The following is an 11,955-nucleotide window of genomic DNA, read 5'->3' as shown; positions in this document are numbered from 1 at the left end:
CGATAAAGGGTTAATTTGGTTTTAAATTCAAAAATAACCAAATTAAAGATTAGACAATTTATTACGATTCTCTTTTTGAAATTTCGTCTCTTATTTGCGCTGCTTTCTCGTAGTCTTCATGCGCTACAGCCTGACCAAGTAAGTCATTCAATTCTTCTAGGCTGTGTTTCATATACATGCGTCCGGATTGACTTCCCTCTTCCTCTTTACCAAAGGTTTCTGGATTAGACAGAATGTCATCGATTTCTTGTGCGTCTTTGTCTTCTTCTTGAGAGTTTGCTTTGAGATAAATACCAGCTTTGTCTAAGATATTTTTATAAGTAAAGATTGGTGCGTTGAAGCGTAATGCTAGTGCAATTGCGTCTGAAGTTCTCGCATCAATAATTTCTTCTATTTTGTCTCTTTCGCAAATGATGCTGGAGTAAAATACGCCATCAACTAGTTTGTGAATGATGACTTGCTTTACAACAATATCAAAACGCTCTGCAAAGTTTTTAAACAAATCATGCGTCAAGGGGCGTGGTGGCTTAATTTCTTTTTCTAAGGCAATAGCGATTGACTGCGCTTCAAAAGCACCTATAACAATGGGTAACTTTCTTTCGCCGTCAACTTCATTCAAAATCAGTGCATAGGCCCCGTTTTGTGTTTGACTGTATGAAATTCCTTTTATGGATAGTTTAACTAAGCTCATATTTACTGAAATGAAAAGTACAGAGTACCTAATTTAAAGATTTAATTTTCTTTATTAAATTTGGGTGCAATTTTAATAAAAAAATGACAGACAAAAAAACTGCCTGAAAACAAAGGTACGATTATCTTATTTTCAGGCAGCTATATTTCTTGAAGAATATTACATTATGACTGTTGTGCCTTGAATGCTTTAAATTTCTCGATCAGTCTGGGTACAACATCAAAGGCATCTCCTACAATTCCGTAATCGGCTACTTTGAAAAAAGGAGCTTCAGGGTCGGTATTGATGACTACTTTTACTTTTGATGAGCTAATTCCTGCAATATGTTGTATCGCTCCAGATATACCGATAGCGATATATAAATTAGTTGCAACTGGTTTTCCTGTTTGCCCTACGTGTTCTCCATGAGGTCTCCATCCTAAGTCGGAAACTGGTTTAGAACAAGCTGTCGCTGCTCCAAGAACTGTAGCTAATTCTTCAATCATACCCCAGTTTTCAGGTCCTTTTAATCCACGACCTGCTGAAACCACGATGTCAGCGTCAGCGATAGAAACTTTTCCAGATACTTTTTCTACTGATTCTACTTTTACTCCAAAATCACTTTCTCCAATTGATGGATCAAAATCTTCTTCGGTTAATGTAGATGCAGTTTCGACAAGTCCGTAAGAGTTTTTGGCAAGACCAAGTACTTTTACATCAGTTGAGATTTCAGTGATATTGAAAGCTTTGTTTGAGAAAGCATTTCTTCTTACTTGAAAAGGAGAAGTGCTAACAGGCAATCCTACCACATTTGAAGCAAAACCTGCTTCTAGAGCTACTGCTACTAATGAAGAAAGGTAAATGCTGTCTGTAGTAGAAGAAAGTAAAACTAGTTTTGCACTTTCTTTTTGTGCTGCTTGTTTGATAACGTCAGCATATGCTTTAGCGATAAAACTGGCTAATTTGTCGTTGTTTACTTTTAGTACTTTATCAACTCCATATTTTGATAATTCAGAAACATCTCCAGCATTAACTGTTACTGCAGTTACAGTGGTTCCTAATGATTCAGCTACTTTTTTTGCATATGAAGCCAATTCGAAAGCAACTTTCTTGAATTTTCCTTCAGCAGATTCTGCATATATTAATATTGACATAATTTTTTTATTTTGAATGTTGAATTATTAATTTTAAATGTTTTTGAGAATGTCAATTCACAATTTAAAATACATAATTTAAAATTATATTACTTTCGCTTCGTTGTGTAAAAGGTCGATTAACTCATCTAAATTATCAGGAGAAATTAATTTCACTGCTGATTTAGCTGCTGGCTTTTCAAATTTTACTGCCTTAGTATTTACTGAAGCGGCAACTGGCTCAACAATCGTTAATGCTTTAGATCTTGCAGTCATAATTCCTCTCATATTTGGAATACGCAAGTCTTTTTCTTCAACTAAACCTTTTTGACCACCAATAATTAATGGTAAAGTAGTTGAAACTGTTTCTTTTCCACCATCAATTTCGCGAACTGCTTTTACTGCTGTTCCTTCAACCGTGATACCAGTACAAGAGTTTACGAAGTTGTTTCCTAGAATTCCTGCAATCATTCCCGGAACCATTCCACCGTTATAGTCTAATGATTCTTTTCCTGCGATAACAAGATCATAACCTCCGCTTTTAATTACTTCAGCAAGTTGTGTTGCTACGAAAAAACCATCGGTTGGATTTGCGTTGATACGAATTGCTTCGTTTGCGCCAATTGCTAATGCTTTTCTTAAAGTAGGTTCTGTTTCTGGTCCACCAACATTGGCTACAGTAACAGTTGCTCCTTGTTGCTCTTGGAACCAAATAGCACGTGTCAAACCAAATTCATCATTTGGATTGATTACATATTGTACTCCGTTAGTATCAAATTCTGAGTCGCCATTAACGAAGTTTATCTTCGAAGTAGTATCAGGAACGTGGCTGATGCAAACTAATATTTTCATGGTTATATTTTTTATTTTACTTAATTTCTTTTACAAATTTAAAATAATAAATCGAATAATATACTATGCGTGCATAATAATTTTTAATAGCTATTACGATTTCGTAGCCCGGATAGCAGCGGCATCCTTCTTGTGGCTCCTTTAGCCACAGGAAGATATAGCGAATAGCCGGAAATAGCTTCTAATTATTTTAGAGCATTTTATGCATTTAAATGATATAAAATATTTATTTTTGCTTTTCGAAAATTACACTTACAATATCAAATATGAGAACGATACAATTTAGAGAGGCCATTTGTGAAGCGATGAGCGAAGAAATGCGTAATGATGAGTCTATATACTTAATGGGTGAAGAGGTTGCCGAATATAATGGCGCTTACAAGGCATCAAAAGGTATGCTTGCGGAATTTGGAGCGAAACGAGTGATCGATACTCCTATTGCCGAGCTTGGATTTACAGGGATTGCAGTAGGTTCAGCAATGAATGGTTGCAGACCAATTGTGGAATACATGACTTTCAATTTCTGTCTTGTTGGGATTGATCAAATTATAAACAACGCAGCTAAAATGCGTCAGATGACAGGAGGACAGTTTAATGTGCCTATCGTTTTTCGTGGACCAACTGCTTCAGCTGGACAATTAGGGGCGACTCACTCTCAAGCTTTGGAAAACTGGTTTGCTAACACTCCAGGTCTTAAAGTAATTGTTCCTTCTACGGTTTATGATGCTAAAGGACTTTTAAAAGCTGCAATACGTGATAACGATCCTGTGATTTTCATGGAATCAGAGCAAATGTATGGTGATAAAGGAGAAGTTCCAGATGGTGAGTATGTAATTCCAATAGGTGTTGCTGATATCAAACGTCCAGGAACAGATGTAACTATCGTTTCTTTTGGAAAAATCATTAAAGAAGCTCATATTGCTGCAGAGGAATTAGCTAAAGAAGGAATTTCATGTGAAATTATAGATTTAAGAACCGTACGTCCTATGGATTACGAAACAATCTTAACTTCAGTTAAAAAAACAAATAGATTGGTAGTTCTTGAAGAAGCTTGGCCTTTTGCAAGTGTTGCTTCTGAAATTACTTATATCGTTCAAGAACGTGCTTTTGACTTTCTTGATGCGCCAATACAAAGAATTACGACTGCTGATACACCAGCGCCTTATTCTCCAGTATTGTTAAAAGAATGGTTGCCAAACGCTGATGATGTAATCAAAGCGGTTAAAAAAGTAATGTATAAATAATACAATAAATAGATTGTAAAGGCTTCATCATGCGTTCGTATGGTGAAGTTTTTTTTTAAAATAACTTATGAAAAAGATTATAATATTCAGTTTGCTTTGTTTGTTAGTCCAAGTTAGCGCTGTCTTTGCTCAAACTAAAGTGAGCGGAATAATTGTGGACAAAACAAACTTGCCGGTTCCTTTTGCAAACATTGCCTTCAAAGGATCTAATGAAGGGACTGTTGCAAATGAAGACGGTCGTTTTTATCTAGAATCTGCTAAGATATATACTGCAGTGGTAGTTACTTCTGTGGGATTTTCTGATAGGGAAATTACGTTGGAAAAAGCGATTAATTATAATTTTAGGATTCTGTTAAATGAAGCCGAAAACTTGAAGGAAGTTGTAATTTTTACTGGAAAGACTTCTAAGAAAGATAACCCCGCTCTTGAAATACTTAGGAAAATATGGGAAAGAAAACGTAAAAACGGCTTGAGTCAATTTGACCAATACGAAATGAAAAAGTACGAGAAAATTGAGTTTGACATGAACACCATTGACAGTGCTTTTATGAAAAACAAATTGTTTAAGGGGATGGAATTTATATTCGATCACGTAGACACTTCTCGAGTTACAGGAAAAACGTATTTGCCCATATTTATAAATGAGTCATTATCTGAAGTTTATGGAAACAATAAGTTGGGTAAAGTAAAGGAAAAATTGACGGCAAATAAAAATTCAGGATTCAGTAACAATCAGCAAATCATGTCTTTCGTGAAAGATTTGTATTCTGATTATGATATTTACAACAATCACTTGGTCTTTTTTGATAAAAGTTTCACCAGCCCATTGTCTAAAACAGGGATTGATACCTATAATTATGTATTAAAAGACAGTGCATATATAGGTAATAAGTGGTGTTATAATATTGTTTTTTATCCAAGAAGAAAAAACGAATTGACTTTTAAAGGAGACTTTTGGGTTAATGATACTACTTATGCAATCAAGAAAATTAATATGGCAGTTACTAAAAGTGCCAATATTAACTGGGTAAAAGATATTTACATCGAGCAAGAATTTGATGTCGAGAATGACTCAATATTTTTGTTAACGCGTGACTATATGATGTCCGATTTTGCTTTAAATAAAAAAGAAGAATCAAAAGGAGTTTATGGTAAGCGAACAACTCTTTATGACAATCACGTATTTAATAAAGAGAAACCAGCATCGTTTTATAAAGAAGAGGTCAGTTATATTGATAATGCTGTTTACAATAAATCAGAAGAATATTGGGAGGACAACCGTTTCGAAAGGTTAACCAAGGACGAAAGAGGGGTTTACAAAATGCTGGACACTTTGCAAACCGTAAATAAATTTAAGCAATTATATAATTTAGTCCAAATTCTAGGTAGCGGTTATATACAGATAGGCAATTTTGATTATGGTCCAATATTTTCATCATTTGGCTATAATGAAGTAGAAGGAGTAAGACTAAGAGCTGGAGGAAGGACTTATTTTGGACCTAATGATACTTGGCGTTTGCAAGGATATACTGCTTATGGATTTAACGATGAAAAATTCAAATACGGGATTTCTGGTAAATGGATGGTAGACAAGAAAAACCGAATTATTTTATCAGGGGGGAACAGACGTGATATTGAACAAATTGGAGCCAGTCTGACTTCGACAAATGATGTTTTAGGAAGAAGCTTTGCTTCATCATCCGTTTTTTCGTCTGGTAGTAATGGAAAACTTACCAATATCAATCTTACTAATGTTGGTATCGAAATGGAACCTATTAAGAATTTGACTTTTCAATCTGGATTCTCTTATAGGACTTTGGAGTCTGCTTCTGAGACTTTTAGTTTGGATTATTATACAGACGCGGCACATACGACGACAAAAAGTGATGTGAAGCAATCAGAAGTAAATTTCCAAGTAGAATATACGCCTAACAGGAAAACAATTGGATACGCTGTAGAAAGAGATAATGTTGACAGCCCGTTCAGTCGTTTTTACCTGAACTACAGTCATGGTTTTAAAGGGCTTTTGGACAGTGATTTCCAGTATGAGAAAATACAAATGTATTACAAGCAGCCTATCATTATTGGGCCATTAGGACGCACTAACATAATTATGGAAGTGGGGAAAACTTTTGGAACAATTCCTTTGGGTTTAATGAGTGTTATTCCTGGAAACCAAACCTATTTTACTATTGAAAATACATTTAGCAACCTTAATTTTTATGAGTTTGTGACTGACCAATATGCGACTTTAGAGTGGAATCATAATTTCAGCGGAAGACTTTTTGCCAGGATTCCTTTTATGAGAAAGCTTAATTGGAGAGAAATTATTGGAGTAAAAGGAGTTTACGGAACTATATCAGATGAAAATAGAGCAATCAATGCTTCAGGCTTAGTTTACAATGCACCTGAAAGGGGATATTGGGAATACAGTGCTGGTATTGGTAATATCTTCAAGGTATTTCGCATCGATTTTACATGGAGAGGGAATTACTTGAATACACCTGATGCACAGCGTTTTTCTGTCAAAGGATCATTTGGGTTTTATTTCTAGGAGCTATATCCAGCTGTTCACTGTATCTTTTATGCCGAACCCCGGCATAAAAGGATGCCGTTTCCATCTGGGCTAAAAAACTTAGTTTATGCAAAAAGCTATAGATTACCTTTCTAAACAGGATGTCATTTTTAAAATGATCATTGAAAAATACGGGATTCCAAAAATCCCTAAAAGAGCTGAAGGTTTTGAGACTCTGGTATTGTTGATCCTAGAACAACAAGTATCGATAGACTCAGCTAAAGCTACTTTTTTGAAATTAAAAGCAAAAGAGGTAAGCTTCCAGCCCAAAGCACTTTTTGCTTTATCGGAGGAAGGATATAGAGGACTTGGCGTAAGCCGACAAAAAACATCCTATATCAAAGCATTGTCATCGGCAGTATTAAATAATGATATTGACTTAGGGTCTTTGAGAACAAAATCGGCTAGCGAAGCTCGTGAAGAGCTCATAAAAATAAAAGGCATAGGGAACTGGACGATTGATATTTATTTGATGTTTTGTCTTCAAGAGCCAGATTTGTTGCCCTTAGGTGATATTGCAGTAGTTAATACGATGAAAGAGTTGCTTCATATTGACAGTAAGGAAGATATGAAAAATCATTCTTTGCACTGGAGTCCTCATCGTTCAATGGCCACATTTCTGTTATGGCATTATTATCTTGAGAAAAGAGGAAGGAAGGTTTTGTATTAATAAATAGTAAACCTTATGTTTTCTTGTGTTTTAAGATGAATTATACTTGTAATAAATAGGTTTTTAGACTACTTTTGCAATCGAAAAATAGAATTTAAGACATAAATAAATGACTGCAGACAAATTAACTACCTTCGATGTATTAATCGAAATCCCAAGAGGAAGTAGAAATAAATACGAATACGATTTCGAAATAAAAAGAATGCGTTTTGATAGAATGTTATTCTCTTCAATGATGTATCCTGCTGATTACGGATTTATTCCTGAAACATTAGCACTTGATGGAGATCCATTAGATGTATTAGTTTTAGTAAACGAACCAACTTTTCCTGGATGTGTAATGGAAGTGAAGCCTATCGGTGTTTTCCATATGGCAGATGATAAAGGACCAGATGAAAAAGTAATTTGTGTACCAGTTTCTGATCCAATTTGGAATTCATTAAACGACTTGTCTGACATGAATCCACATTTACTAAAAGAAATCGAGCATTTCTTCCAAGTGTATAAAGATCTTGAAAACAAAACAGTTGATGTAGGTGGATGGGGTGATGTAAGCGAAGCTTACGACATCATAAAAAAATGTACTGAACGTTTTGACGCGATAGAAAACAAGCCAGAAGGATTATTTAGCATTAAGTAATTTTTCTCTACATATTTTATAAAAAAAGCAATATTCTACCAAGAGTATTGCTTTTTTGTTTAAATTCGTTTCGTTACTGTTTAAATATTAACTAATTAACCATAAACCAAAAAACCAAATCTATGAATACAATTATGATTTATCTGCCAATTATTATGGCGATTATAGGACTTATATTTATGTCGGTTAAGAGAACTTGGGTATTGAAACAAGATCCTGGGGACGGGAAGATGAAAGAGATTTCAGATTATATCTATGAAGGAGCTCTTGCATTCCTTAAAGCAGAATATAGGTTATTGACTTTTTTCGTAATTGCCGCTAGTTTTGTTTTGGCCGCAATTACATTTATACCGGGTACTTCAACCCATTTATTTATTGTTGTTGCTTTTGTCGTTGGTGCATTTTTTTCAGCTTTGGCTGGAAATATGGGAATGAGAATTGCTACAAAAACAAATGTTAGAACAACACAAGCCGCTCGTACGAGTTTGCCACAAGCACTAAATGTATCTTTTGGTGGTGGAACTGTAATGGGACTTGGTGTTGCGGGTTTGGCCGTTTTAGGCTTGACCTCTTTCTTTATTTTCTTCTATCATTTTTTCATGAATGGCGCTTGGACTACTAATGAAGACATGACTATCGTTTTAGAAACATTGACGGGTTTCTCTCTTGGAGCGGAATCGATTGCTTTGTTTGCTAGAGTTGGTGGTGGAATTTATACAAAAGCGGCTGATGTAGGAGCTGATTTAGTGGGTAAAGTCGAAGCTGGAATTCCAGAAGATGACCCGCGTAATCCTGCTACAATCGCTGATAATGTTGGAGATAATGTTGGTGACGTTGCGGGAATGGGTGCTGATTTATTTGGCTCTTATGTTGCAACCGTTTTGGCGGCCATGGTTCTCGGGAACTATGTAATTAAAGATATGGGCGGAAGTATACAAGACGCTTTTGGCGGAATAGGACCTATTTTATTACCTATGGCAATTGCTGGTTTTGGGATTTTATTTTCGATCATTGGAACCTTATTGGTTAAAATTACAGATCCCAATGCAAAAGAACAACAAGTACAAAAAGCATTAAATATAGGAAACTGGGTTTCAATTGTTTTAACTGCAATTGCTTGTTTCTTTTTAGTTCAATATATGTTGCCTGCAACTATGAAAATGGAATTCTTTGGCGAAGGAATGCAGGATATTTCATCAATGAGGGTTTTCTATGCGACTATCGTAGGACTAGTCGTTGGCGCTGTTATTTCATCAGTTACTGAATACTATACTGGTTTGGGAACAAAACCAGTTATGGCAATCGTACAAAAATCAAGTACTGGGGCAGGGACAAATGTAATTGCTGGTTTAGCAACAGGAATGATTTCTACTTTTCCCACCGTTTTATTATTTGCGGCTGCTATTTGGACCTCGTATGCACTTGCAGGGTTTTATGGTGTGGCTTTAGCAGCTTCGGCTATGATGGCTACAACCGCAATGCAATTGGCAATTGATGCTTTCGGACCTATTGCTGATAACGCTGGTGGAATTGCTGAAATGAGCGAATTGCCTAAAGAAGTACGTACAAGAACTGATATTTTAGATGCTGTAGGAAACACAACAGCTGCAACTGGAAAAGGTTTTGCGATTGCTTCAGCTGCATTGACATCCTTGGCTTTATTTGCTGCTTATGTGACTTTTACAGGAATTGACGGAATCAATATATTCAAAGCACCAGTTTTAGCGATGCTTTTTGTGGGTGGAATGATACCGGTAGTATTCTCTGCTTTGGCGATGAATTCTGTTGGAAAAGCTGCTATGGACATGGTGTATGAGGTGCGACGTCAGTTTAAGGAAATTCCAGGGATTATGGAAGGAACTGGAAAACCTGAATATGCAAAATGTGTTGATATTTCTACCAAGGCCGCTTTACGCGAAATGATGTTGCCAGGAGTTTTGACCATTGGTTTTCCAATTGCAATTGTTTTGCTAGGAAAATTAGTATATGGAGATAATAATCAATTAATTGCAGAGATGCTTGGTGGTTATATGGCTGGTGTTACGGTTTCTGGTGTACTATGGGCTGTTTTTCAAAACAATGCTGGTGGTGCTTGGGATAATGCTAAAAAATCATTTGAAGCTGGAGTTTTAATTAATGGAGAAATGACGTACAAAGGTTCTGAAGCTCACAAAGCAGCGGTAACTGGAGATACTGTTGGAGATCCTTTCAAAGATACTTCTGGACCATCTATGAATATTTTAATTAAATTGACTTGTTTGATAGGATTAGTTATGGCACCTATTTTAGGAAGTGGTAGTCATACTATTTCTCAAAACCAAGCAACTTGTTGTACAACAACTGGAGCATGTACTTCCATGTCTAAAGAAGAATGTATAGCGAAGGGATGTACTAATGCTGCCTGCGAGCATATGATGTACGGAAATAAGACAATGCATGGAGATAAGATGATGCATGAAGTTTCTAAAGAGGTAACTATTGAAAAATCTTCAGAAAACGGTGTTGTTACCGCTTCTGTCACAACAAACATAGATGGAAAAGTAGAAACGCAAATTTTTGAAGGAACCGATGCTGAGGTTCAGGCAAAAATTGATGCTCTGAAATAATTTTTAATGATAATAGTTTATATGAAAAATGCCTCGCGATTGCGAGGTATTTTTAGTTTTATAAAATAATTTTAATCTAGTTCTGGTTTCTAGGGTGTGGATTAAAACAATCCGTTGATCTCTGCATCTATTCTGTTAATGATATTCCCTAAATCTTCGGGTTTATCAACAAAATTGATGTTGTCTACATCTATGATAAGTAATTTTCCTCTATCGTAAGTGTGTACCCAAGCTTCATATCTTTCGTTCAAGCGACTTAAATAATCAATAGAAATTGTGGATTCATACTCACGTCCACGTTTGTGAATTTGTCCAACTAAATTGGGAATTGAGCTTCTTAAATAAATTAATAAATCAGGTGCTTTAACTGTTGATTCCATCAATTCAAAAAGGCTTGAATAATTCTGAAAATCACGATTTGTCATCAGTCCCATAGAATAAAGATTGGGAGCGAATATATGGGCATCTTCGTAAATGGTTCTGTCTTGGATGATTTTCTTACCGCTTTCGCGAATTTGCATCACTTGGCGAAAACGACTGTTCAAGAAATAAATCTGTAAATTAAAGGACCAACGTTCCATTTGATGATAAAAATCATCTAAATAAGGGTTGTCAACTACATCTTCAAAATGAGGTTCCCACTTAAAGTGTTTGGCTAATAAACGTGTTAGAGTTGTTTTTCCTGATCCGATATTTCCTGCTACTGCTATGTGCATTACGGTGTTGTGATTTTATAATTTATAATTCCCTTCGATGTAAAAATAGATAAAATTTGGTCTTTGTAATAGAATTTTTGAAACGTTTTTTCTGAAATTTCAATTTTATACTTTCCCTTTTTTTTAAGATCTTCAAAAATCAAAACGTTATTTTTAGAGTAGATAAATTGCTGATCATTAATGATTTCTATAAAATCAAAGTCGGCAATCTTTCCCTTAGTTGTAATTTTTCCAAAAATATCGCAAGAGAACCAATTGTTGTTGTTGTCAATCCAGTAGAAAGTATTGAAATCTGATTGATACATTTTTATGCTTTCTGGGAAAGAGGTTGATACGGCTTTGTAATTATTTTTTAAATAATCAAAAAGGCCAATTTGTTGATTCAAACTATCATAGACCCACAGTTGATTTTGAGAAGATATTCCCGTTGCTGTGACAACAAGTGGGATAGGATTTTTAGAAAAATTTATTTTCTGTACTTCATTCAATTGATTGTCAAGTAGGACAACCGAATTGAAGTTTTCGTAAAACAAGACAATTTTCAGAGGATTTTGTAGGTCGACTTTTGTGATTTTGCCTAAAGTAACGTTTTTATATTGCCATATATTGTTTTCGTCTTTCTTAAAAAAGATATTGTTTTTGATATAATAACTATTTCCCAGACCATCATACCCTTCGAAAATATCAGCATCAATTTTTTGAATTGAAACAGGAGTTACCTGAACTTTTTGCTGTTGAGAAATTATACAATGAAACGGGAATATTAAAAATAATAGATATAGATGGAGCTTTTTCATGAACGTACTAAATTACAAAAATAGGTTTAATATACTTAAAAATTTTAATTTC

Annotated in this window: 10 protein-coding genes; 5 read left to right on the top strand and 5 right to left on the bottom strand. The window is 35.1% G+C overall.

Going from position 1 to position 11,955, the window contains the following annotated elements; all coding sequences use genetic code 11:
- Positions 1–61: 61 nt before the first annotated feature.
- The 3 genes from BLV91_RS07515 to BLV91_RS07505 all read right to left on the bottom strand — a co-directional run bounded on the left by BLV91_RS07515 (position 62) and on the right by BLV91_RS07505 (position 2,655).
- Positions 62–691 (bottom strand): bifunctional nuclease family protein, encoded by a 630-nt coding sequence (locus tag BLV91_RS07515; protein WP_091431395.1) that lies wholly within the window; start codon positions 689–691, stop codon positions 62–64.
- Between the two features lie 164 nt (positions 692–855).
- On the bottom strand, positions 856–1,824 hold the full coding sequence (locus tag BLV91_RS07510; protein WP_091431393.1) for an electron transfer flavoprotein subunit alpha/FixB family protein: 969 nt from the start codon (positions 1,822–1,824) through the stop codon (positions 856–858).
- Between the two features lie 84 nt (positions 1,825–1,908).
- Positions 1,909–2,655, bottom strand: a complete 747-nt coding sequence (locus BLV91_RS07505; RefSeq protein WP_091431391.1) for an electron transfer flavoprotein subunit beta/FixA family protein — start codon at positions 2,653–2,655, stop codon at positions 1,909–1,911.
- 266 nt (positions 2,656–2,921) lie between these two features.
- Here BLV91_RS07505 and BLV91_RS07500 point away from each other — a divergent pair, with 266 nt between their 5' ends.
- The 5 genes from BLV91_RS07500 to BLV91_RS07480 all read left to right on the top strand — a co-directional run bounded on the left by BLV91_RS07500 (position 2,922) and on the right by BLV91_RS07480 (position 10,390).
- Complete coding sequence (locus BLV91_RS07500; RefSeq protein WP_091431388.1) at positions 2,922–3,899, top strand: pyruvate dehydrogenase complex E1 component subunit beta; 978 nt, start codon at positions 2,922–2,924, stop codon at positions 3,897–3,899.
- A gap of 67 nt (positions 3,900–3,966) precedes the next feature.
- Entirely contained in the window at positions 3,967–6,453 is a 2,487-nt protein-coding gene (locus tag BLV91_RS07495) for a DUF5686 and carboxypeptidase-like regulatory domain-containing protein (RefSeq protein ID WP_091431386.1), read from the top strand.
- 88 nt (positions 6,454–6,541) lie between these two features.
- Positions 6,542–7,144 (top strand): DNA-3-methyladenine glycosylase family protein, encoded by a 603-nt coding sequence (locus tag BLV91_RS07490; RefSeq protein ID WP_091431384.1) that lies wholly within the window; start codon positions 6,542–6,544, stop codon positions 7,142–7,144.
- Between the two features lie 109 nt (positions 7,145–7,253).
- Positions 7,254–7,784, top strand: a complete 531-nt coding sequence (locus BLV91_RS07485; RefSeq protein ID WP_091431381.1) for an inorganic diphosphatase — start codon at positions 7,254–7,256, stop codon at positions 7,782–7,784.
- A 122-nt stretch (positions 7,785–7,906) separates the two neighbouring features.
- The gene (locus BLV91_RS07480) at positions 7,907–10,390 is read left to right on the top strand and encodes a sodium-translocating pyrophosphatase (protein WP_091431379.1); all 2,484 of its coding nucleotides are present in this window, start codon (positions 7,907–7,909) and stop codon (positions 10,388–10,390) included.
- Positions 10,391–10,491: 101 nt separating this feature from the next.
- Here the strand turns inward: BLV91_RS07480 and BLV91_RS07475 are convergent, their stop codons facing one another.
- Together BLV91_RS07475 and BLV91_RS07470 are read right to left on the bottom strand one after the other, a co-directional pair.
- Entirely contained in the window at positions 10,492–11,106 is a 615-nt protein-coding gene (locus BLV91_RS07475) for a deoxynucleoside kinase (RefSeq protein ID WP_091431377.1), read from the bottom strand.
- Complete coding sequence (locus tag BLV91_RS07470; protein ID WP_091431375.1) at positions 11,106–11,903, bottom strand: hypothetical protein; 798 nt, start codon at positions 11,901–11,903, stop codon at positions 11,106–11,108. Before BLV91_RS07470 ends, BLV91_RS07475 begins: the two co-directional genes overlap by 1 nt.
- Positions 11,904–11,955: the final 52 nt, after the last annotated feature.

Source organism: Flavobacterium degerlachei, from assembly GCF_900106645.1.
Lineage (GTDB): Bacteria > Bacteroidota > Bacteroidia > Flavobacteriales > Flavobacteriaceae > Flavobacterium > Flavobacterium degerlachei.
Note: the sequence above shows the minus strand (reverse complement) of the source record. Positions and strands in the feature narration are given on the sequence as shown.

Bases quoted from the DNA above. Each gene is read 5' to 3' on its own strand.
- BLV91_RS07505 (WP_091431391.1), bottom strand. From the start codon at position 2,655: ATGAAAATATTAGTTTGCATCAGCCACGTTCCTGATACTACTTCGAAG.
- BLV91_RS07510 (WP_091431393.1), bottom strand. From the start codon at position 1,824: ATGTCAATATTAATATATGCAGAATCTGCTGAAGGAAAATTCAAGAAA.
- BLV91_RS07485 (WP_091431381.1), top strand. From the start codon at position 7,254: ATGACTGCAGACAAATTAACTACCTTCGATGTATTAATCGAAATCCCA.
- BLV91_RS07490 (WP_091431384.1), top strand. From the start codon at position 6,542: ATGCAAAAAGCTATAGATTACCTTTCTAAACAGGATGTCATTTTTAAA.
- BLV91_RS07515 (WP_091431395.1), bottom strand. From the start codon at position 691: ATGAGCTTAGTTAAACTATCCATAAAAGGAATTTCATACAGTCAAACA.
- BLV91_RS07500 (WP_091431388.1), top strand. From the start codon at position 2,922: ATGAGAACGATACAATTTAGAGAGGCCATTTGTGAAGCGATGAGCGAA.
- BLV91_RS07475 (WP_091431377.1), bottom strand. From the start codon at position 11,106: ATGCACATAGCAGTAGCAGGAAATATCGGATCAGGAAAAACAACTCTA.
- BLV91_RS07470 (WP_091431375.1), bottom strand. From the start codon at position 11,903: ATGAAAAAGCTCCATCTATATCTATTATTTTTAATATTCCCGTTTCAT.
- BLV91_RS07480 (WP_091431379.1), top strand. From the start codon at position 7,907: ATGAATACAATTATGATTTATCTGCCAATTATTATGGCGATTATAGGA.
- BLV91_RS07495 (WP_091431386.1), top strand. From the start codon at position 3,967: ATGAAAAAGATTATAATATTCAGTTTGCTTTGTTTGTTAGTCCAAGTT.